The following is a 21,793-nucleotide window of genomic DNA, read 5'->3' on the forward strand; positions in this document are numbered from 1 at the left end:
TAGAAAAAAACAGACCCGTTCCACAATGGACGGATCCGTTTCTTTAAAGAGAATACTTTATATATATTATAATGAAGAAACTCAATTCGCCATATCCTTCAACCGGGTATCCATCCGATTGATTTCCATAGCGATCAACACCAGTTGGCTGTCGGCAAACGTATAGCCATAATCCTCTTCCACCTGGCCTGCAATCCATCTGGCCTGTTCGTAAGCCGTGTGATAGCGTTCCTTGGCGATCCTGACAATTTCAGGGTCCAGTTCATTGCACAGCTTTCCGCTGTCATCGGTTCGAAGAATATTTTCGAGTTGATTCACTAGACGCTCATAGGTGGCAGAAGCCCGGTCCAAAATAATACCGGCGGTACGTTCCACTCCTTCGGCAATATCCCGGATTAAGGCCGCTCTGTCCACACCTGCCCCTGAGGCTCCGGCATTGACCCACGCAGTATGGATATGCATGGCGATATAACCTACCTCGTCCTCCGGAATTTCGACCTGCAATTTCTCGCGAATTAGTCTTTTCGCATGCTGCCCGATTTGGAACTCTCTTGGGTAGAGAATCCGGATTTCTTGCAGGAGCGTGTTCTGAATGACCATGCCTTTACTAAGCCGCTTCAAAGCGAATGAAAGATGATCCGTCAGCGCAATATGAATATGCTTTTTGAAGGTTACTGAGAGTTCGTACTCCGCAAATGAAATAATGCTCTCGGACACCGCGATTTCCTCTTCGGGTAATGTCCGCAGTATTTCCTGCAGATGGCTGTATTGATCCGGATCGTCCATTATGAACACTTTCTCGATGCGGTACGGATCGACAATATCGTTTTTTCCTTTTTGAAAAGCAATACCGGAACCCATGACAATCTTTTCTTCTCCCAGGTCGTGTACCACAACCACGTTATTGTTAAGAATTTTTTTGATTTTCATGATATTCTCCTATGCTTTTGCGATTAGTATTATTCCATTCTTCCTGATGATGAGGTTTATCGACTCCGAGAAACCAGGTGACTGCAAAAGCCGTTCCTGTAGCCAAAAGAAGACCTACCATATAATGAATGAAGTTGATGTGTCCGGGCGGGACGATAAAGGCGATCATCGGGATCCCGGTCAATCCGAACGAATTGGCTACCACCTCATGAAAGGCAACATAAGCCCCTCCAACCGCCCCTCCCGCTGCTGCGCCCAGGAAAGGGCGGCCAAGCTTCAGGTTGACGCCGAATGCGATCGGCTCGGTAATACCGAGAAAGGCGGTAATCGAGGCGGGAAGCGCTATTTTTTTCAACTCGGTGTCACGGGTTCTGGCATACACTGCAAGTCCGGCCCCACCCTGAGCGATATTCGCCATCGACCAGATGGGGAGCAGAAAGTTGACCCCGACGTTTGGATTGGAAATAAGCCCGATTTCAATTGCCTGAATGCCGTGGTGCAGCCCGGTCAAGACGATAAGACCATAGACCCCGCCAAGGAGCAGTCCGAATGCCGTACTTCCAAGTTGGTACACTTCTTCCAGCAAGCTGCTAAGAAAGCTGCCCAGATGCGCAGCAAGCGGACCAATGAGCAGGACAGCGAGGCCGCCTCCAATGACAAAGCTGAGAAAGGGAACCAGCAAAATGGTGATCGATGACGGAACAATCCGCCGCAGTCCCTTCTCGATAAGCGTCATCAGCAATACCGCAAGAATAATCGGAATCACGGTACCTTGATAGCCGAACTGTGGGGTGCTCGTCAAATCCCCGGGGCTAAGTATCGCTGTTCCGCCAGTTCCTGCCAGATGCGATAAGTCGAGCCGGGTCATGACAATTCCGATTGCGGCACCGAGCGCAGGGGTGCCCCCAAACCGCTTGGCCGCTTGATAGCCGAACATCACGGCCATGATTTGAAAGGCCGAGCCGGTCAGCAATAATAGCGTCCGAAACCATGTGCTGTCAGGGGACGCCCAACCGAAGGCTTTGATCATGCTGATCAAGCCGAAAAGCAGGCCAACCGCGACGAAGAGCGGGATGATCGGCACCACGATATCGGAAAAAAAGCCGACCGCCCCCATCACCCGGCCAATCGAGCCCCTTTTTGCCGAGTCATTCAGCTCCGGAGATGCCCCCTCTCCTGCCTGATGCGCCCAGACTCTCCGTTTCCATGCTCCCCGCAAGGAAGGAAGCAAGGTATCGGTCGCCCCCGCGATGCGGACAGGGCTCTCCGGTACGCCAGTTCCGTGCTGACGTTCCGCTTCAAGCTGACGTTCCGGCCCAGTGTCAGTGCTCTGAAGAAGACGAACCATTTGACGGTGCAACTTAAAGACTATTGCCGGACCCACAATAATTTGCAGTTGTCCGGCATGAACGAACACATTCTGAACCCCTTCGATTTGCGCAAGACCAGCTTCATCCACGCGGGTACCGTCTCGGAATCGGAGTCGAATTCGGGTTGTACAGTGAGATACTTCCGACACATTGTCCAGACCGCCGGACAGTTCAATGAAGCGCATGGCCAGTTCCTTCGCCGGGTTCTGATTAACCTGGGGACCTCGCCCGTTCTGAATTGGGTGAATATGGCTTTCTGGCATTTTCAGCTCCTCCCCGTTTCTTATGTACAGCGTCTATGGCAGGGTTCAAATTTTATATCGGCGGGGAACATTCTTTTATTGATGCAAAAAAAGACCTATTTTCAAATCAAGCATCATCACCGAATAATGGATTCGGCGGCACTTGATTCTTCTCTGGCCCTAGTGGCCAAAAGGTAACAATTTCGTAATATATAATGGCATTTCTATTGTGACAATAATCGAATATAAAATCAATGGTTAGTAATTACCACCTTTAACTTGTCGAAACAGGCACTCTGCCTTAGTTGGAATCGATGTCCGCTCAGCCGAAGGTTTAGAACTATCGCCCTAATTTTTTCTTGTCATCAATAATTCTTCAATTTCATTTAATGACTCTACTACGTAGTCCGGTTTAACTTCATGCTCCCAAACTCTATTATTTCTATTAATCCAGCAAGTTACGATGCCTTCTCTATTAGCTCCGAGGACATCCGAAGCAGAATCCCCGATATGAAGCACTTGTTTAGGGTGGGTTCGATAGAATTTGAGCAGTTACAAACTTTATGACTCTTTGAAACGCTCTCAAGAAAGCCCGCAGTCTCATCATACAATTGTGATAAAGTATGTTCTTGAAATATAATTCTAACTGCTTCTCCTACATCATATGAAACCGCCTTCTCCTTAAACAGTTGCGTAAAGCTTCGCTCATAAACTTCATTCATCAAATGAAATTGCCCCGTCGTTCTCAGTTCATTCCAGTGTGTAAAAAAATACTTAAGCAAAGTTTGTCCATACTCTTCAGCTAAATGGGCCGTAAATGTGTTTTGTAAAATGGGCCTCCAGATTTGTTTTATTCTAGTGTCTATATTTACTAAGGTTTGAAACATGTCCATACTAATTATTTCAAAATCTTTCAATGAATGATCAACTCCGATAAGTTTAGTGGGATTCCACAATAATATTTTATCATAATTGGAAGTTTTTGAAGAGTAGTTTTTCGCGTTCGGTATCTGTTGGAACAACAAACATCGCAATTATTTCTGCTCAGCCATCCGCAGGATCCAGTTTTTCAAGTCGACGATTCTCGGGTGTTTCGGCTGTGAATCCGTTCCGGCAACAATGAGGGGGACGATGGAATCCGCCTCATGCAGTGATCCGTGTGCTCCTCCTCCGCGATGGGTGGGAGAGCTTTCGCCGGCCAATTCATATCCCGGTTTCACCGTGACGACGACATATCGTCCTTCATGGGAATGGAGCGCGCCATATAATCGGGCCAGCACGTCCGGGTATTTTCCGTATTTGATCTTACGTTCATGGAGGGAAATGTCCGCAAGCCTGGGGTCGCCCGACAGCGACCATTTTTGCCCGTATTCATCCGAATATGGCCCTCCCGGACTATAGGAAAGAACGTTATCTCCTTGTCCTCCACCCGTAAGCCGTACCGATTGATCCTGGTTCACCGCTATGATGTCGAGTTTAGCTTCTTTTTGTAAACTTTTTACAATGTCAGAGAGCTTCAGGCCGGGCGATATAGCGTAAATGTAAGCCATCCGTTCGTTAGCCGCGATGACGATCTGGTCGTCTTCTCCCACGGGCCTGCCCAGCTTGGCGATCCGGTAACCGCTCAGAAGAGGCTGTAAATCCACTTTACATTCGTCCCGATTGTCCATCACATCGCTTTGAGCGCTATCCCCCAGAATAATCCACGTGGTTCTTCTAACCGCCTCCTCCCATGACCCGTATGAATCCAGTACATGCTGAAGCGCCCGGTCGGCCCGCTCAATCCCTTTAAGCGCCATGGAGCCTTTTCGGTGATGAACACTATCGTTTCCTGGAAAATATCCGATCGTCACATCTGGAAGCTCCCCATTTTTCACCAGAAAAGCTATGTCCCGGGCTGCAAATTTATCATTCATACCATATTTTTCCCATAAGGCCGTATGGTTGGCGTTTTGCGGGTTCAAATGGGCGAACGCGGCAAGCGAGAACAACTCCGGCGTGCTAACTTTATAATAATCCGGCAGCCGTGTCGTTTTCGCCATAGTTTGGGGGACACGCAACTCCCTTTCCGTTCTGCCTCTGTAAATAACTGCGTTGATCGAAGCCGAATGTTGGCCTGAGTCGGCCAATTCCTCATGAATGGTCTTCACTTTTTTGCTTAATTGAATCTGGTTCATTTGATAAACGCTGTCCGTCAATACTTGCAGCTGATCAATCTTCAAAGCTTCTCTTGGCCCATTGCCGTAAAAGATCATCCGCTTCTCCCGGTCACTGTACCACACCAGCCCCGGAACATGATGCTTATCCGCGTACACCCCTGTTAATAACGTACTGTCAATCGTTACGGACATGGTCGGAAAAGAACTAACAACATTAGGAAAATACTGCCCGTGATCAATCAGATACTTTAGTGCGGGCGCCTTGCCTTGTTTCAACGCTTCCTGCAGCGGCTTGTCCATCAGGGAATCGATGATAATGGTTACGATGGGCTTTTTGCCCGTTGATGTTGCCTTGAACTCCTGTTGGGAGCGCATTTCAACGTTCATCCCCGATTTCGCTTGGCAGCCTGTAAGAGAGATGATTAAACTTAGGCCGATTGTCAAAATAACGGTTATTCTCATACTGAATTTTCCCCTCTCGGATGGTTATCAAGTTAAAAATAAAAATGCCCAATTGAGGCTATGATTATGTAAAATTTTTATTGAATTTTTCCGGGATAGGAGGGTTAGATTATTGTCGTGACTTCAATCTCAGGAAAGATGGTGGCAGCTTTTGAATACTTCGTCTTCACCCCAGCTTTACCATTGGTTCGTTCGTCCGAAATGGTTTACCAAAAAATATATTCATGATCAAATCCAAACCCGATTCGCGTTTAACGGCAAAGTCGTGCTTGACTTTGGCTCGGGTACAGGGGCTAATTGTGCGATGTTTCAGCCGAACCACTATCTCGGCATCGATCCAGACGCCGGACGGATTCATTATGCGAAACGGCTGTATCCGACTCACAAATTTCTTGTTCTTGAAAACGGCAAGCTTCCGGTTGATGATGAATCTGTCGATTACATACTCATCGTTGCTGTGTTGCACCATATTTCGTCCGAAGAAATTGCAGAGTACATGAAGGAATATAAGCGAGTATTAAAACCGAGCGGAAAAATCATCGTTATGGAACCTTGTCTATGCCGAAACAAACCGTTAAGTAATTGGTTTATGAATCTTTATGACAATGGGGAGTATATCCGGAGAGAAGAAGAATACATCCAATTGTTTCGGGAGAATGAATTTACTTCACAGGTCATCAACCGATTTCGAAAAGGTTTGTTATATAATGAACTGTTTTTCTCGGCAAACCTCACATAATCTCACAATGAGAAGCGCTATCCGAAAAAGACTCTGCTTTGCTGTAAAGCGGGCATGAGTCTTTTTTCCATATATGCCCTTTTAAGGAGGTGAAGTAAACCATTGCTTTGGATCGTTTTGGCTCTCTTGCTGCTTATCATCCAAATCGCTTTCGTTATCATCTTCGAATATCAACGTCCGAGCAAAGCGGTGGTTTGGCTTATTGTTTTGTTTATTTTTCCGGTCATCGGTTTCGTGCTGTATTTATTTGTTGCGAAAGAATACCGTTGCCCCCCTGCTCTTCCACAGACAAATAAAGGGCATTGGGACCCATTAAAGGATGACCTCATTGACCGATGCAGACAGCGGCTACTAAAAAATGTGCATGGGAAGACCATTACTCAAGACGACAATTTACATGCAATTCTCAAAAATATACCGGTCGCCCCCATTACGGCTTGCAATGAAACGATGGTTTTCGCCGAAGGAAAGGAAGCCTTTGCAGCAATGATGGATGCAATTGCCGCTTCCGAGCATCATATTCATGTGGAGTTTTACATTGTTCGTGACGATCATCTCGGTGTCCGGTTTGAGCAATTGTTGATCCGGAAAGCGCAGGAAGGGGTGAAAGTACGCTTTTTATATGACGGGATCGGAAGCCGCCGGTTAGGAAAAGCGTATATAAAACGGCTGCGGGATGCAGGGGTGGAAACAGGGTGTTTTTTTCCTCTGCTAACCTCATTCTTCAATAAACGGCTCAATTACCGAAATCACCGTAAAATCGTGGTGGTGGACGGAAAAATCGGATTTTTCGGCGGCTTGAACATTGGGGATGAATACTTGGGGGAAGATTCGAAATTCGGCTATTGGCGGGACACTCATTTTAGCATTAAAGGCGATGCGGTCTTGTGGGTCCAATATACTTTTTTAACCGATTGGCACTTGGTTACAGGACAAGTTATTACCGATCCCGTCTATTATCCGGTACAGGAAAGCCGCGGGAATGAGCTTGTACAAATCGTAAAGAGCGGTCCGGACGAGACGATCCTGGAGCTTATTTTCTCCCTCATCGTTTCGGCAAAGAAGCGGATTTTTATTGAGACGCCCTATTTCATTCCCGATCCCGGCATCTTATTGGCTCTGAAAACGGCCATCTCAAGAGGAGTCGACGTTCGTATCATTATACCGGCTGTTCCTGATAAAAATATAGTTTATTGCGCTACGTTGTCCTATGTCCAGGAATTGCTGCGGGCGGGAGGACGGATTTATGGCTACCAGAAAGGGTTCATCCATGCCAAACTGATGATTTCCGACGACTTGGCGCTCTCCGGCAGCGCAAATATGGATATACGCAGCTTTTGCAACCAATTTGAGATCAATGCGGTCTTTTTTGACGGGAAGGTCGTTGACCGCCTGGTACAGGATTTTTACCGGGATCTTGGCGTGAGCGAGGAAATTTTACAGTCAAAATTCGAACAGCGAAGCACGTTGCAAAAAATGCAGATTGTTTTCGCCCGGCTGCTGTCGCCGTTATTCTAGGCCTGGGTTCTTCATAAATTCCACATAAATTTTTTATATAATGGGCCAGGTAAGTTAAATCTATCTACTGGGGGAAAATCAAAAAATGAGCATGACGCACTACATGTCCCTGCTTGCGGACAATCAGCCATGGAATTTGATTATATTCATGGCCATTCCCGTGATCTTTGCCGAAACGATCACTGTAACCGAATTCTTTATCCTCTTTGGCAAAAGCACGCGGGGCGGACTGAGAAGCTTTAACCGCATTTGCAGCATTCTGGCAGGACTGTATTTCACAGGAATATTCCTATACTTGTTCCCAACCGCGTTTATTCCTTTAACCGTAAATGGAGAATGGCACACTTGGGTGGACGTTGTCGCTGTAGGATTTTACTTGAGCGGTGTATTCTTCTTACTGCCCCTCGCCCTTCTTGATCTTGGCCTAATCGCCCGCAACCGTTCCGCAGAAGGAAAATTGAAGCTTCATTTTATACTCGTCAGCGGATTTCTCATTGTGGCCCATATCGCTATGATATTCGGAATGGTCAATCCGGAAATCATGGGGGGAATGGCCGGCATGAACCATTAATTAGAGATAAAACAAAGACTTCGGAGCCGAACTCCGAAGTCTTTGTTTTACACCTGCAAAGTACAGAAGGATCAGACGAGCCGCCCCATCTCATGCAGCTTATCAAAAATGATCTGTGTAACGGCCGATACACGGTCCCGGTCATTATAGGTTAACCAGGCCAGTTCCTCGATCTCCGCAGCCGGACATAGGTCACCTTCGAACTCTGCGGTGTAACAGGTCATTTTCACCGGAACCCCGCCAGTCTTGCCGTGAGCCTCCGCTTCAAACGTCCCGAAGTAAGTGGCCGTTTCGGGATTGATCCGAACGGATAGCTCCTCGTCTATTTCCCGCAGCAGCGTATCGGCGTCCGTCTCGCCTGCCTCTCTTTTTCCACCCGGCAAGTAGAAGATATCTTTGCCCCTGGAACGGGCGCATAACAGTTGGCCTTGATTCACGGATATCCAGGCTATTTTATCGATTGCGGTTGTCATCCTAAGCGCCTCTCGCTTCATTCTTTATTTTGGATGGTGAAGTCTCGTTTGTTTCTTCCGAAGCCGCCTGATGCACACGCCCGCCTCCTAATTTGAATACCAAAATTCCGCCGATAATAACCAGCACCCCGAGCAGCTGCTTGAATGTAAATGGAACTTTATTTAAGCCGAGCCAGCCCATCGAATCCCACAAAAGGGCGCTTCCGAGCTGAGAGATTAGAACGACGGAGATGGCATACGTAGGACCAAGCAGCCTGATCCCCAGCGTCAGACAGATAACGACACCCACCCCGATTGCACCGCTGATCCAGTACCAAGGCTTCATATGCTCCAGACTGAACAGCCGGCCCCCTTCAAAGATCAGGCCAAAAGTTAGCGAAGCCGCAAAGCCCATTCCCAGCACCAAAGCCGTTGTAGCCCAGGACCCTGTATGTTCATTGACTTTACTGTTAAACACATTTTGCATACTTACAAGCGAACCCGCGACGAGCGCGAGTAACAGCCCTTGAATCATAAGCAGCATGCCTCCTATTCATAAATATTTTGATTAGCGAGCGCGCTTAAGCCTTCCTTGTCTTTAACCACGATAAATCCTTTGCTGCGCTCAATCAGGCCTTCCGTGCATAATTTTTGAATAATCCGGTTCAGATGCCGGTAGCTGGTTCCAATAAAGTTCGCTACATCAATGAGGCGGAAGCTGTTAAGCTGCCCCGGAATCTCGGAATCGGAATCGTCATAGGAAACGGACAGCAGATAGCTGGCCAGCCGGACCTCCACCGGATGCATCATATTAAAGTTCAAAAAGTTGGACTTCACATAAAACTTCCGAGTAATGACTTCCAGTAAAAAGTTCAACAGCGGCGGGTAGTCTGAGCCATATTTTTCAAGCATGCGATAAGGAACGCCAACCATATAGACCGGGGACACCGCCTCCACCGTATGGATAATCGGGATATGCTGGAAATACTCAATTTCCCCAATCACCTCAATCGGCTTTTTGAACGAAATAATCAGGGTTTTGCCCTCCTCGGAAGTGGTATATACTTTAATCTTGCCTTTTACAAGCACGTACAAAATCTGTGAAGGCTCTCCCTGGGAGCAGATCAGTTCACCCTGATCAAAGCGGTACAGCGACAAATGCGGCAGCAATGCTTCATTAAATATCGTTTCCAACTGATAAGTCTGTAAAAAAGTGTCCAGCTGCTTATGATCCGGTATTTCTTTCATTATCCGCATTCACCTCCAGCCCCTCAAATTGCGGCGTAATCATATTATCAAAATTTAAGTATGATTACACCGGCGATCATCATTCCGAGGCCGACGAACTGCGGCAGCTTCATCTTTTGCTTCACCACGCCGAACCAACCTTTCGAGTCTATTAAAAAGGTCAGGCACAACTGGGCAATCAGCAGCGCGGATATCGTAAAGGTAACCCCGACTTGGTGAATGGCCGTCACTTCGCTGAAAATAATGACAGCCGCAAACGCGCCGCCAATAAGATATAACGGTTTGACTTGCCTAAGCCCCTGCCGTCTTCCGTCCCGGACGAACAGCAAGATCAGCAGGGCCATAATAAATCCGGTTAACTGGGTAACTGTGGCAGCTTGCCAAGTTCCAATATCTTGACTGATCCGGGAATTGGCCACTCCCTGCAGCGTAATACAGGCCCCGCCCAACAACGCAAATAACAGCCCTCTCATTTCTTAACCTCTCCTCTGATGTTAGCTCTGATCTTAATTAAAAGATATCTCCAAATTTTTGGGAAGGACATATGTCCTAAATGCAAAAAGAAACGGCTCCGCCGTCCTCACGGGAGGAAAGCATCCGTTTCTCGTAAAGAAAAAAAGACCGGATATCCGGTCATATCACTGCGTCGAGTTTTTCAAAATGCAGCGTGTTAGATCGAAAAGCTTGTTTTCTTCAGCTCTTCCGTACTGAACAGAATGTCGTATTCCTTGATGCCTTCCTGCTGAACAAAATGTTCCGCAACTTTCCGGACAGACGCCTCATTGAGTCCGTGAATCATGGCGTACAAATTATATGGCCAATCGGGATGCGCCCGGCGTTTGTAGCAGTGGCTGACTTCCGCATACCCGGCCAGCCTTTTCCCTGCCTCAGGTATATGCTCTTCAGGAAGTACGCTAACGAACAGGCCATTGGCCGAAAACCCGGCCTCCCTATGCTTCAGAACGGCTCCGATTCGTTTGAGCGCTCCTCTTGCCTGCAGCGTCTGCAAGCGATGAAACACCTCTTCCAAGCTGCATCCTGTCCTATAGGCAATCTCGGTATACGGTTCGGGTGACAGCGGAAGGTCTCCCTGCAGTTCGCGGATCAGCAGCAAATCCATATTCTCTATTTTGCATAGCTCCTGTTTGAAGCTTGTACCCCAATTCGGGTTCAGACTGGGTCCAATCGTTGATGCGGCCGCCTTTTCTTCCATATTCAGAAAGACCTTCAGCTTGAATATCTGCTCGGAGGGAAACTCATAAAGGCGCGGCCCTCCCGCAGCTTCGCGGATCGTTTCAAGAATGGCTCCCCGCTCTTCCTCAGTTCGGGAACTCAGCGTAAACCACATATTAAGCCGACTGCGCCGGCGGTAGTTATGGGTAACGCCTTTGAAGCTGTTGACGACGGCAGCCGCCTGATAAAAAAGCTCTTCCCTCACTGTCATCGCATACAGACAGCCTCTGAATCCGAGCGCCGCCGGATTAAATACCCCGCCAATCCGCCGGATGAACCCCTCTTCCTTCAACCTTTTCAGCCTAAGCAGCATTTCATCCTGGTGTAATCCCAGTTCTTCCGCAATGGTGCTCCAAGGGTGTCTGACCAGAGGAAGCTCGATCTGCAGCCGATTCAGCAGCTTCCGGTCCAACGCATCCAGTTCCACTGTTTCCCCCTCCCCGGCCTACAGCGCCGCTGATCTTTTGTAACACCACGGCTCTTCAGCCATGAAATTGCCGCCACTGTAATAGTACGATCTCGCCCGGCAGCCGCCGCAAATACCGACGTCCGGACAGGAGCCGCATTCGCCTTCATATTTCTCGAAGTTCCTTAAATCCCGGAATACCGGATTATCTCTCCAGATTTCATCAAAAGGCTGCTCGCGAACATTCCCCACCTTAACCGGCAGGTACGGGCAAATATGCACCTCGCCATTCGGCAGTACGGAGCAATAGGCGACCCCGGCGAGACAGCCCCGCGTGTACCGCATTTCAAGCCCCATGCTCCTCGCAAGCGGCATGAACTGGGGAGCGCAGGTCGGTTTGATTTCGAGGGAGGTTGATTTCTGTTTGGACAGAACGCTGCGGAGAACCGAGTAATAGCGTTCCTGCTTTAGCCCCTCCTCTTCGATGTTGACGGCTCGTCCGGTTGGGACGAGAAAGAACGGGTGCAGAGAGGCAACCTTCAGCTCCTCCGCAAGCTGAGCCACCTGCTCGAAATCATCCATATTGTTCTCGGTCAGGGTCATGTTAATCTGGACTCTCAGCCCGGCTTCACGGGCATAACGGATGCCCTCCAATGCCTGCTGCCAGCCTTCCGGCGCGTTCCTGAACCGGTTATGATACTCCGGCGTGGCGCTGTCTATGCTGATCGCGATGCCTCCTAGCCCCGCTTTCTTAAGCTCCGCTGCTTTGGCGGCAGTCAGAAGCGTACCGTTGCTGCCGAGTGCGGGACGAAGGCCGATGGATGAGGCATATGCGATCAACTCGCAGAGATCTTCACGGATCAAGGGTTCGCCGCCGCTGAAGATGAGAAGCCTGAATCCGGCCTGTTTGATCTGATCAATGAGCCGGGTGCCTTCCTCCGTGGTTAGCTGGTCTTCTACGGGCGATGCCGGCCCGGAGTCGCGATAGCAGTGTTCACAGTATAAGTTGCATTTCTTGGTCACATTCCAGGAAACGAGCATGCGTATTCAGCCTTCCTTTCCCTTGTTATACGATTCCAATTTCACGGTCGCTTAAATAACAGGATGGGTCCTCCGCCCAGAAATCACCGCTTACCGAAGCCCGGGCCCGGAAATTCCCGTTACAGACGTCCAGCCATTTACATTCACTGCAGCGTCCTTTCAGCAGCGGTTTGCGGTCGCGCAGGCCCGCCATTAGCGGATGAGCGGCATCGCGCCAGATCTCGCTGAATTTCTGCTTGCGGATATTGCCGATCTGGACATCTCTGGTGAACTGATCGGGATAGACGTTGCCGTGCCAATCCACACAGCCGATGGCTATTCCGGAACGGTTGCCGCCGTTTCTTCGAAGCAGTTCAAGCAGTTCACCTGCACGCACTGGGTCGTGTTCCATAATCCACTGATATAAATAAACTCCATCCGCATGGTTATCAACGGTAAGCAGCTCAACCTGTTTGCCTTTACCATGCAGGTCTATCGTCTTTGCCATAATCCGGTCCAGCGCATGCCGGGACTGCTCATGGGTAACATCCTCCTGCTGCAGGGCGCTCCCGCGGCCGGAATAGACGAGATGGTAGAAGCAGGCCCGCGGAATATTTTCCCGCTCGATCAAATCAAGGACTCCGTCCAGGTCTTCATATGTATGTCTGCTGATTGTGAACCGGACCCCAACCTTCTGGCCAATGGACAGGCAGTTGCGGATGCCCTGAAGCGCCTGCTCAAAAGAACTCTTTCGTCCGCGAAACTCATCATGGCGCTCCTCCAGCCCATCCAGGCTTACACCGACATATTTAATCCCTGCTTCTTTTAACATTTTCGCCTTATCGGTAGTGATTAGCGTTCCGTTAGTCGATATTACCGGACGCAGCCCTTTGCTTGACGCATAAGAAATCAGCTCAAATATATCTTTGCGAATCAGAGGCTCTCCACCGGAAAAAAGCAAGACCGGCACCTGGAATGCGGCCAGGTCATCAATAAATGCCTTCGCTTCCTCCGTAGACATTTCATCCGGATCATGAGCAGGACAGGCATTTGCATAACAATGTTTGCAGGTTAAGTTGCATGCCCGTGTCGAGTTCCATACGACGACTGGCCCTCTGCCTGCGGAAACGCCATGCGGTTTGTGTCCCGGCTTAATGGTATAACGAAGGTCATCGCCTTCTCCCTTCATACCGGTAAGCAGTTTCGTTACATTAATCATGTCCGCTCCCTCATTTCCCTAAATTTAGATACAATCTTTTTTATCGTACTATAGCTTGGGAGAATAAGGATATGCGCTTTTATCTTGCTATTGTGCCGTATTCATGCTAAAGGAAGAGGCATCGGTCACAACCAATGACTGCAAATGGAGAGGATGGATGATTGCATGCAATATGCAAAGCTCGGAAGGACGGGACTTGAGGTATCCCGGTTCGGAAGCAGGACCTGCATAAATAGAATCGGATGCCAAGCCCGTGTGGGCCGCATCCGTTTTTTTGTAGAATCCCTCTATTGGAATAGCAAATCCTGCGAGTAATTCTCTCCCTCCAGCATGTCGTACTCCACTAAACGGTAATCATCCAGCAGCGCCTGCTGCTCCGCGTTTAATCCGGGAACAATGCCAGACGGCCCGATCAGCACATTTTTGCTCAAGCCTGGAAGCTCCGATTTCACCTTGTCCAACAGCTTGTAATAGCCCGGCAGCTTCTGCCCCGAAAGCTCAAAGACCGTCGGCCCGATAAAAGCGGGGCTGAGCGTGCCCACCGGCTGCTTGCCGATATCGAAATTGGCCATATAGAGCAGCTTCGTCTCATGCTTCAGTCTAGGATTCGTATCCCAGCCCGCCTGCGTGTAGATGTCCCCTGACAGCGCCGGAAGATGGTCGCCCCAGAATACGACAATCGTAGGCCGCTTCATCGACTTCAGCTCCTCGGCAAGATAGGCGAGCGCCTCATCGGTCAGTTTCGTATCCTGGACATACGTCTCGAGCTCGTCCTTCCGGTCGGGCTTAGCGCCGCTAACCGTTACCGTATTCGGCCCGTTATGGCCTTTGACGAACGGAAAATGATTCTGCATCGTAACCAAATGCAGGAACGTCGGCTGATCGGAGCTGTCCAGTTCGCGCACCGCCTCCTTGACGGCGGCCATATCGGAGATATACCCGTCCGGCGTGATGCGCTGCGCATTTGTCATATCATTCTGGCTTGTAAACTTGTCAAAACCAAGAACTGGGTACACTTTGTTCCGGTTATAGAATGTCTCATCGAACGGATGAAGCGCGAGCGCCCGGTATCCCCTGTCTTTAAGGATGCTGACGATCGAGGGCAGCGAGGACATTTTCACGATCCGCTGCTGGTAAGGAATGGAGCCGTCCTTAAGAAAATACATCGACAAGCCCGTTAGGGCTTCAAATTCGATATTGGCCGTATTGCCGCCAAATTCGGGGGACAGCATATAGCCGGACGGCGTATCTTTTTCCTCCTGATGGATGAATTTCAAAGGGTCTTCACTGAAAGTAAATGTAGAAAGACGTGTCGGGTCAAAAAAAGCTTCGTCCATCATGTACAAGATATTGGGAAGCTCGTCCGGCGCAGCGGCAGTCCCGTTGCCTGGAAGCGCGTTGTATTTTTCAGCGATCTTGGTTATGGCTTCCTTGCTGTAATTGTCCGGCTTCTCCATCAGATTCTGCTTCAGATTACCTGTAAAAGCGAATAAAAATCCATTCTGCGTATAATTCACTTTCTGGTCCCAGTAAATATTCTGATAGTGGATGGAGGTTGCAAGCGTCGACTGGCCGCCGACCACCAGAATAAACCCGGCAATCATGGTTGCGGAAATAATCGTAAAACCCGCCCGTAGCGGCAGTCCGATTCTGATCTTGGGAAGCTTGCGCAGCAGATAGATCAGCCCGGCAATGAGCACCACAGCCAGCACAAGCGCGAGCGGCGAAATCATGCCTTTGGTAATCTTGCTCATCTCTCCCGCATTTTTGACCAGCATAAGGTCCCACGGAAACAGCGGTTCCCCCGTCGTTGTCAGCTTTTTATAATCGGCGATGCCAAGAATGACACACGCAACGAAGGCTATTAAGGGACCTATATACAAATTCGGAATAACTGCCGCAAAAGCGAGCAGAACGAAGAAAAAGAACAAGCTGCCGGCCGCATACAGCCAGTAATACCGCGATATCCACGCGAAAACGCTTCCGATATCCATGCCAAACGTAGCGGCCTGCATGATGAAGTTCAATACCAATCCGCCGATCAAAAAAGACAGCAGCATGATTCCCAGCCGTTTGCCGGGTATGTAATGACGCACCCTTACCCTCTCCTCGGTTCATATAAGCAAACATTATACGCCTATTTCCTTAAAAAAAGCTTAAAGTTAACAAAAAAACCACACTCGGATAATATCACCCGAATATGGCTGTGAAATAAACTATTATGTGCCTAATTTTTATACCCACTTGCTTAAAAGATCAAATCCAGCAGCACGTTAGCCGCCTGTTCAATGTCGGCGATGCGGCTATCCTCTTCCGGGCAGTGGCTGTTGCCGATCAACGAGGACGCCTCCTTTTACAACCACCTGCCCTTTCTTAATGACGGTATGAACCAGGTTCATCCCATAATAGTATTGAAGCTGGCGGTAATTGTCGGCATCGAACAGGACTAGATCTCCCTGCTTGCCTATTTCAATACTCCCTATTACTTTCTCTCTGCCAACCGCATAAGCCGCGTTAATCGTGCTGGCCGTCAATACTTCCGCTGGGGTCATCTTCATGGTGAGACAGGCGGTATTCATAATAAAGGGCATTGAGGTAGTTGGCGATGAACCCGGATTGCAGTCGGTGGATAAAGCAACGGCCACTCCCGCTTCAATCATTTTCCGGGCAGCGGGGGCCTGCTCCATCAGGAACATGGCCGTGCCGGGAAGCAGCACCGCAATCGTGCCGCTCTTCGCCAGCGCTTGAATCCCTTCCTCCGAAGCCTTTAGCAAATGCTCGGCTGAAACGGCGCCCAATTCCGCAGCCAGCTCCGCGCCTCCGAAGTTCTCCGCGATTTCATCGGCATGTATTTTCAATTTGAAGCCGTGTCTCCCTGCCGCCTCCAGAATCCTGCGGGATTGGACGGTGCTGAACACGCCTTGTTCACAGAACACATCGCAAAATTCGGCCAATTCCTGCTCGGCGACAGCCTGAAGCATTTCGTTAATAACGAGATCGACATAATCTTCAGGGTTATTGTTGAACTCTTCGGGAACCGCATGAGCTCCCATAAAAGTCGAAACTACATCAATAGAGTGACTGGCGTTAAGCGCCCGCGCGGCGCGCAGCTGTTTCAGTTCATCTGTTAGGGTTAACCCGTAGCCGCTCTTGGCTTCAATCGTGGTCACGCCGTGGAGAAGGAAATGATCCAGCCGGACGCTGGATTGCCGTACCAGCTCTTCTTCCGACGCCTCCCTTGTGCTCCGCGCCGTATGCAGAATGCCTCCGCCCCACTTCAGAATGTCGATATATTTTACACCTTGGAGCCGCAGCTCCAGCTCATTCTCCCGGCTCCCGGCAAATACAATATGAGTATGAGGATCGATAAGTCCCGGTGTAACCACCATACCGCGAGCGTCGATGATTTCAACTTCATCTTGGCATGTACTTAAATAGTGCTCTGCCAGCGTGTCAGAACCGGAAAAGACGATAATACCATCCTCAATAACAACGCTGCCATTCGCGGTGATTCCCAGCATCGACATGCCTCTGCCCGTTCTTGGCCCGAGCCCTCCATCCATGCAAATCAGTTGGGAAGCAGATTTCACATAAGTTAATCTCCCCATACTCCAGCCCCCCTTTAATGCAATCCCGGGATATGAATGCCCTTCTTCTTCGCCGTGTCCACGGCAAGCTCATAACCGGCATCCGCATGACGCGCAATTCCCATGCCGGGGTCCGTGGTCAGCACGCGTTCAAGCCGTTTCCCGGCATCTTCCGTTCCATCCGCTACGACAACCATACCCGCATGCAGCGAGTAGCCCATGCCGACTCCGCCGCCGTGATGAACCGATACCCAGCTCGCTCCCGCAGCAGTATTAACCAGGGCATTCAGGATCGGCCAATCGGCTACGGCGTCGCTGCCGTCCTTCATGCTTTCCGTCTCCCGGTTAGGCGAGGCTACAGACCCGGCATCCAGATGATCGCGGCCGATGACAATGGGCGCCTTAAGCTCACCGGATGCGACCATTTTATTGATGATCTTTCCGAATCGGGCACGCTCACCATAGCCGAGCCAGCAAATGCGGGCGGGAAGACCTTGAAACGCCACCCGTGTCTGTGCCATGCGAATCCATTTGCACAGCCTTTCGTTGCCTGCGAATTCTTGCAGAATCACTTGATCGGTCTTATATATATCCTCCGGATCGCCGGACAACGCCACCCACCGGAACGGCCCTTTTCCCTCGCAAAATTGCGGCCGGATATAAGCCGGGACAAATCCAGGATAAGTAAAGGCTTCCTTTATGCCTTCATCATAAGCGGCCTGGCGGATGTTATTGCCGTAATCGAAGGCGACGGCCCCCTGCCTCTTCATTTCGAGAATGGCGCGCACATGGACCGCTATAGAAGCTTTTGCCTGCTTGATATAAAGTTCCGGCTTAACTCTCCGGAGCGCCTGCCCCTCTGCCAGTGTAAGTCCTGCCGGCAAGTAGCCGTTAAGCGGATCATGGGCCGAGGTCTGGTCGGTAATGATCTCGGGAATAAAACCGCGGCGGATCATTTCCGGCAGCACTTCCGCAGCATTGCCTACAAGTCCGATGGAAAGAGGCTGCTTCTGTGCCTTCGCTTCGGCAGCCATGGCAAGCGCTTCGTCAAGGTCCGGCGCCAACTGGTCGCAGTACAGCGTCCCAATTCGTTTCAGGATGCGTGTGCGGTCTACATCTATAACGATAATAACGCCCTCGTTCATCGTGACTGCCAGCGGCTGTGCCCCGCCCATGCCTCCCATACCCGCCGTTACCGTAATTGTGCCTTTCAATGTGCCTCTGAAATGCTGCTGCGCTATTTCCGCAAATGTCTCATAGGTTCCCTGGACAATTCCCTGTGTGCCGATGTATATCCAGCTTCCGGCGGTCATTTGGCCGTACATCATAAGTCCCTTTTTATCCAGTTCGTGGAAAGTATCCCAGTTCGCCCATGCCGGGACCAGATTGGAGTTGGCAAGAAGGACGCGCGGCGAATCTTTTGTTGTCTGGAACACGGCAACGGGCTTCCCTGACTGAATCAGCAGCGTCTCATCCTCCTCAAGCTCCTTGAGACAACCAACGATACGATCGTAGGCTGCCCAGTTGCGCGCCGCCCGGCCGATGCCGCCGTATACAACGAGCTGATCCGGGTGCTCCGCCACTTCCGGGTCCAGATTGTTCATCAGCATCCGCAGCGCGGCTTCCTGTACCCAGCCTTTCGTATTTAATTTCCGGCCGCGTGGGGCGCGGATTATGCGTTCTGTCATTTGAGATCTCCCTCCGTTGATGACTGTATTTCTTCCAAAAACGAATCCTGCGTCTTCATACAGCGCGCCAGCCGCTCAATATCCCTGCTCAAGGACCGGTCTTCCGTCAGCTGAGGTACGACCGAACGAATCAGGCTCAGCAGCTTCCGGGTTGCCGGAGCGAGCCGCTCAGCCCCCCTTATTTCAGCGGCCTGAGCCGCGCAGATCGCTTCAATCGCCAGCACTTTATAGCCGTTGCCGACAATAGCAGCCGCCTGCCGCGCCGCCGTTGTGCCCATGCTCACATGGTCCTCCTGATTCGCGGATGAGGGGATCGAATCGACGCTTGCGGGATGCGCCAGCGTCTTATTCTCCGAGACAAGGGAAGCTGCGGTATACTGGGTAATCATCATCCCGGACTGCAGCCCCGGGCTCGGGCTTAGAAAGGCCGGCAAATCATTCAGCTGCGGATTAACCAGCCGCTCTATCCGGCGTTCCGAAATACTGGCAATTTCGGCCATGCCGATGCCCAGAAAATCCATCGCGAACGCAATAGGCTGGCCGTGAAAATTGCCCCCGGAAACGACCTGCCCGGAATCCGGGAACACAAGCGGGTTATCCGTGGCTGAATTGATCTCGATTAGCAGCTTCTCTTTTACGTAGGTAAGCACCTGCTGTACAGCGCCATGGACCTGCGGAATACAGCGTAGAGAATAGGCGTCCTGTGTGCGGATTTCACCCTGCACAGTCGTCAGCGAGCTGCCTTTCAGCATGCCTAGAATACGCCCGGCGACCAAATGCTGCTCCGGGTATGGCCGAACCAGATGAGACTCCGGCGCGAACACGTCCGTGATGCCTCTTAAAGCTTCAAGCGTCAGCGCCGCAATGCCATCCGCGAGGAGGGCAAGCCGCTGGGCATCCAGATAAGCCATGACTCCAATCGCCGTCATCGCCTGGGTACCGTTGATTAACGCCAAACCTTCCTTGGCTTTCAGCGTGACAGGCTTCAGGCCGGCGCGGCGCAGCGCTTCTCCCCCCGGTAACCGCTCTCCCTGATAAAGCGCTTCGCCTTCCCCTACAAGCAGGAGAGCCAAGTGCGAGAGCGGCGCCAGATCACCGCTTGCCCCGAGTGACCCTTGGGACGGAATGATCGGGATGATCATCGCGTTCAGCACATCCACCAGCAATTTCAGCACGCTGGCTGTAATGCCGGAATGTCCTTTGGCCAGCGCGTTGGCCCTCAGCAGCAGCATCGTTCTGACCGTATCCGGCGGCAACGGCTCGCCCACCGCGCAGGCATGGCTGCGGATCAGGTTGATCTGCAGCTGCTCGGCGTCTTTAGCCGATATGACGGTGTCGCTGAATTTCCCAAAGCCTGTAGTTACGCCGTAGACTTTTTTCCCCTGCTCCACAATTGAATCGATAACCGCTCTGGAGCGCTTGATCTTGGCCCAGGCCTCATCACGGATTTCCACCTGCTCTTTGGAGTAAATCACCTGTGCGACTTGTTCCAGCGTCAGACTCCCGCCATCGAGACGTATCACCGGAAACCCTCCTTCACGCTCATGAAGTGGAAAGACAAAAGAGGCTGTGCCCGGGAAAGCTTATTTTCCAGGCACAGCCCCCAATCGACTGTCAACTATAGGCATCGCTTCTCGCCGCAGTAATTGCTCATTCCAACCCATGAACCGCGTTTCCCATAACCAGACTATATGAGCTGGCCGCGGCGGTTATTCGGAGGAACGCAAGTTTTTTCACTGAATTTAGCGCAGAACAAAAAGGGCCTTGGCGCACATCACCAAGACCCTGAACACCCCTATGAATCCGGCTAGCCTGCGGACGAACCGCCACGGAGTTGCCGTATTTTTCCCGTGCAAACTATGTCTCCATTCTTCAACCGGCCTTATCTGCCAATATTCCTTCCAGCGCCCGGCAAAGAGCTTCCATTTCTTCATCCGTCCCGATGCTGATTCTCAAATAATTGTCAATTCTGGGCTTGGCGAAATAGCGGACGATAATATCCTGCTGCCTGAGAGCCTCGAACAGTTCCACTGCCGGAATAACGGGATGAGTCACAAAAATAAAATTCGCCCGCGAGTCTACCACTTCGAACCGCAAATCCCGCAGCGTTTTGACCGTATGTTCCCGGGTCTGAATGATCCGGCCCACATTGAGCTCGAACGTTTCCGTGTCGCGCAGAGACTGCTCTCCCCCAACTTGGGCAACAGCATCCAGAGTGTACGAATTAATGCTGTTCTTCACCCTATTCAAGCCTTCAATCAATTCACTCTGCCCCATAGCCAATCCGACACGCAGCCCGGCAAGCGAACGCGACTTGGAAAACGTATGGACCACGAGTAGATTCGGATAATCCGGAATCAGCGGTACGCAGGACTCCCCGCCGAAGTCGATGTACGCCTCGTCAATGATGACGACCTTATCCGGGTTATGTACAAGAATTTGCCGGATGCTGTCTACGGATGTAAATTTGCCGGTAGGCGCGTTCGGATTGGCGAGCAGAATGCCGCCGTTCGGCCCAAAGAAAGGCTCAAGCGGGATATCGAACTGCTCGTCCAGCGGAATTTTTTCGTAGGAGATACCGAACAGTCTGGCATACACTTCATAGAAGCTGTATGTAATGTCGGGGAATAGAATGGTCTCACCGGGGTTGAAAAAAGCCTTGAAGCAAAAAGCCAATATTTCGTCGGAGCCGTTGCCGGCAAAAATATTCTCCAAAGGCAGACCGTAGTAGTCAGAGGCGGCTTTCCTAAGTCCCACACATTCCGGGTCGGGATACAGCTTGAGCCGTCCGGAAACGGCGGCTTTCATCGCACCTAGCACCTGCTCTGACGGCGGGTAGGGGTTCTCGTTCGTGTTCAGCTTGATGACCTTCCTGGCTCCGGGCTGTTCACCGGGTACATAAGGCGTAATTCCCTTTACAGTTTCGCTCCAAAATTTACTCATGCGCTG

At 50.7% G+C, this 21,793-nt stretch carries 19 protein-coding genes; 3 read left to right on the forward strand and 16 right to left on the reverse strand.

Features of this window, described 5'->3' with window-relative positions; genetic code table 11:
• Positions 1-81: 81 nt before the first annotated feature.
• The 4 genes from VK70_RS10225 to VK70_RS10240 all read right to left on the reverse strand — a co-directional run bounded on the left by VK70_RS10225 (position 82) and on the right by VK70_RS10240 (position 5,163).
• Positions 82-930: a PRD domain-containing protein gene (locus tag VK70_RS10225; RefSeq protein WP_025698854.1), complete on the reverse strand. Its 849-nt coding sequence runs from the start codon at positions 928-930 to the stop codon at positions 82-84.
• Positions 908-2,563 (reverse strand): PTS transporter subunit EIIC, encoded by a 1,656-nt coding sequence (locus tag VK70_RS10230; RefSeq protein ID WP_025698852.1) that lies wholly within the window; start codon positions 2,561-2,563, stop codon positions 908-910. Before VK70_RS10230 ends, VK70_RS10225 begins: the two co-directional genes overlap by 23 nt.
• Before the next feature lie 327 nt (positions 2,564-2,890).
• Positions 2,891-3,094: an HAD family hydrolase gene (locus tag VK70_RS29515; RefSeq protein ID WP_081754985.1), complete on the reverse strand. Its 204-nt coding sequence runs from the start codon at positions 3,092-3,094 to the stop codon at positions 2,891-2,893.
• A gap of 482 nt (positions 3,095-3,576) precedes the next feature.
• The gene (locus VK70_RS10240) at positions 3,577-5,163 is read right to left on the reverse strand and encodes an alkaline phosphatase family protein (RefSeq protein WP_025698850.1); all 1,587 of its coding nucleotides are present in this window, start codon (positions 5,161-5,163) and stop codon (positions 3,577-3,579) included.
• Between the two features lie 151 nt (positions 5,164-5,314).
• Here VK70_RS10240 and VK70_RS10245 point away from each other — a divergent pair, with 151 nt between their 5' ends.
• From VK70_RS10245 to VK70_RS10255, 3 genes are all read left to right on the forward strand, one after another.
• On the forward strand, positions 5,315-5,902 hold the full coding sequence (locus tag VK70_RS10245; RefSeq protein WP_233277807.1) for a class I SAM-dependent methyltransferase: 588 nt from the start codon (positions 5,315-5,317) through the stop codon (positions 5,900-5,902).
• A 102-nt stretch (positions 5,903-6,004) separates the two neighbouring features.
• The gene (cls, locus tag VK70_RS10250) at positions 6,005-7,420 is read left to right on the forward strand and encodes a cardiolipin synthase (RefSeq protein WP_025698846.1); all 1,416 of its coding nucleotides are present in this window, start codon (positions 6,005-6,007) and stop codon (positions 7,418-7,420) included.
• Positions 7,421-7,505: 85 nt separating this feature from the next.
• A complete protein-coding gene (locus tag VK70_RS10255; RefSeq protein ID WP_025698844.1) occupies positions 7,506-7,991 on the forward strand; it encodes a DUF6803 family protein in 486 nt (161 codons plus the stop codon).
• A 71-nt stretch (positions 7,992-8,062) separates the two neighbouring features.
• Here the strand turns inward: VK70_RS10255 and VK70_RS10260 are convergent, their stop codons facing one another.
• The 12 genes from VK70_RS10260 to hisC form a co-directional block, all read right to left on the reverse strand.
• Positions 8,063-8,464 carry an NUDIX hydrolase gene (locus VK70_RS10260; RefSeq protein ID WP_025698842.1) on the reverse strand — a complete coding sequence of 134 codons (402 nt, stop codon included), beginning with the start codon at positions 8,462-8,464 and terminating at the stop codon, positions 8,063-8,065.
• Between the two features lies 1 nt (position 8,465).
• Complete coding sequence (locus tag VK70_RS10265) at positions 8,466-8,978, reverse strand: DMT family transporter (protein WP_025698841.1); 513 nt, start codon at positions 8,976-8,978, stop codon at positions 8,466-8,468.
• Between the two features lie 14 nt (positions 8,979-8,992).
• Positions 8,993-9,691, reverse strand: coding sequence for a Crp/Fnr family transcriptional regulator (locus VK70_RS10270; protein ID WP_025698840.1), 699 nt, complete (start codon positions 9,689-9,691; stop codon positions 8,993-8,995).
• Positions 9,692-9,738: 47 nt separating this feature from the next.
• Positions 9,739-10,164 carry a DMT family transporter gene (locus VK70_RS10275; RefSeq protein WP_025698839.1) on the reverse strand — a complete coding sequence of 142 codons (426 nt, stop codon included), beginning with the start codon at positions 10,162-10,164 and terminating at the stop codon, positions 9,739-9,741.
• 197 nt (positions 10,165-10,361) lie between these two features.
• Positions 10,362-11,351: a siroheme decarboxylase subunit beta gene (ahbB, locus tag VK70_RS10280; protein ID WP_051505181.1), complete on the reverse strand. Its 990-nt coding sequence runs from the start codon at positions 11,349-11,351 to the stop codon at positions 10,362-10,364.
• A gap of 18 nt (positions 11,352-11,369) precedes the next feature.
• On the reverse strand, positions 11,370-12,371 hold the full coding sequence (locus VK70_RS10285; protein WP_025698837.1) for a radical SAM/SPASM domain-containing protein: 1,002 nt from the start codon (positions 12,369-12,371) through the stop codon (positions 11,370-11,372).
• Between the two features lie 25 nt (positions 12,372-12,396).
• Positions 12,397-13,569: a radical SAM/SPASM domain-containing protein gene (locus VK70_RS10290; protein WP_025698836.1), complete on the reverse strand. Its 1,173-nt coding sequence runs from the start codon at positions 13,567-13,569 to the stop codon at positions 12,397-12,399.
• A gap of 287 nt (positions 13,570-13,856) precedes the next feature.
• Entirely contained in the window at positions 13,857-15,665 is a 1,809-nt protein-coding gene (locus tag VK70_RS10295; protein WP_025698833.1) for an LTA synthase family protein, read from the reverse strand.
• Between the two features lie 207 nt (positions 15,666-15,872).
• On the reverse strand, positions 15,873-17,177 hold the full coding sequence (gene hutI / locus VK70_RS10300) for an imidazolonepropionase (RefSeq protein ID WP_025698832.1): 1,305 nt from the start codon (positions 17,175-17,177) through the stop codon (positions 15,873-15,875).
• A gap of 14 nt (positions 17,178-17,191) precedes the next feature.
• Positions 17,192-18,844: a urocanate hydratase gene (gene hutU / locus VK70_RS10305; RefSeq protein ID WP_046723239.1), complete on the reverse strand. Its 1,653-nt coding sequence runs from the start codon at positions 18,842-18,844 to the stop codon at positions 17,192-17,194.
• Positions 18,841-20,367, reverse strand: a complete 1,527-nt coding sequence (gene hutH / locus VK70_RS10310) for a histidine ammonia-lyase (RefSeq protein WP_025694021.1) — start codon at positions 20,365-20,367, stop codon at positions 18,841-18,843. The genes hutU and hutH overlap by 4 nt, the downstream gene beginning before the upstream one ends.
• A gap of 349 nt (positions 20,368-20,716) precedes the next feature.
• A complete protein-coding gene (hisC, locus tag VK70_RS10315) occupies positions 20,717-21,787 on the reverse strand; it encodes a histidinol-phosphate transaminase (RefSeq protein ID WP_025694020.1) in 1,071 nt (356 codons plus the stop codon).
• Positions 21,788-21,793: the final 6 nt, after the last annotated feature.

The organism is Paenibacillus durus ATCC 35681, from assembly GCF_000993825.1.
GTDB classification, from domain to species: domain Bacteria; phylum Bacillota; class Bacilli; order Paenibacillales; family Paenibacillaceae; genus Paenibacillus_AQ; species Paenibacillus_AQ durus_B.

What these genes read in the sequence shown, in the direction of transcription:
- VK70_RS10225 (WP_025698854.1), bottom strand. Translation starts at nt 930, where the DNA reads ATGAAAATCAAAAAAATTCTTAACAATAACGTGGTTGTGGTACACGAC.
- VK70_RS10230 (WP_025698852.1), bottom strand. Translation starts at nt 2,563, where the DNA reads ATGCCAGAAAGCCATATTCACCCAATTCAGAACGGGCGAGGTCCCCAG.
- VK70_RS10240 (WP_025698850.1), bottom strand. Translation starts at nt 5,163, where the DNA reads ATGAGAATAACCGTTATTTTGACAATCGGCCTAAGTTTAATCATCTCT.
- VK70_RS10255 (WP_025698844.1), top strand. Translation starts at nt 7,506, where the DNA reads ATGAGCATGACGCACTACATGTCCCTGCTTGCGGACAATCAGCCATGG.
- VK70_RS10260 (WP_025698842.1), bottom strand. Translation starts at nt 8,464, where the DNA reads ATGACAACCGCAATCGATAAAATAGCCTGGATATCCGTGAATCAAGGC.
- VK70_RS10265 (WP_025698841.1), bottom strand. Translation starts at nt 8,978, where the DNA reads ATGATTCAAGGGCTGTTACTCGCGCTCGTCGCGGGTTCGCTTGTAAGT.
- VK70_RS10270 (WP_025698840.1), bottom strand. Translation starts at nt 9,691, where the DNA reads ATGAAAGAAATACCGGATCATAAGCAGCTGGACACTTTTTTACAGACT.
- VK70_RS10275 (WP_025698839.1), bottom strand. Translation starts at nt 10,164, where the DNA reads ATGAGAGGGCTGTTATTTGCGTTGTTGGGCGGGGCCTGTATTACGCTG.
- VK70_RS10285 (WP_025698837.1), bottom strand. Translation starts at nt 12,371, where the DNA reads ATGCTCGTTTCCTGGAATGTGACCAAGAAATGCAACTTATACTGTGAA.
- VK70_RS10290 (WP_025698836.1), bottom strand. Translation starts at nt 13,569, where the DNA reads ATGATTAATGTAACGAAACTGCTTACCGGTATGAAGGGAGAAGGCGAT.
- hutI (WP_025698832.1), bottom strand. Translation starts at nt 17,177, where the DNA reads ATGGGGAGATTAACTTATGTGAAATCTGCTTCCCAACTGATTTGCATG.
- hutU (WP_046723239.1), bottom strand. Translation starts at nt 18,844, where the DNA reads ATGACAGAACGCATAATCCGCGCCCCACGCGGCCGGAAATTAAATACG.
- hisC (WP_025694020.1), bottom strand. Translation starts at nt 21,787, where the DNA reads ATGAGTAAATTTTGGAGCGAAACTGTAAAGGGAATTACGCCTTATGTA.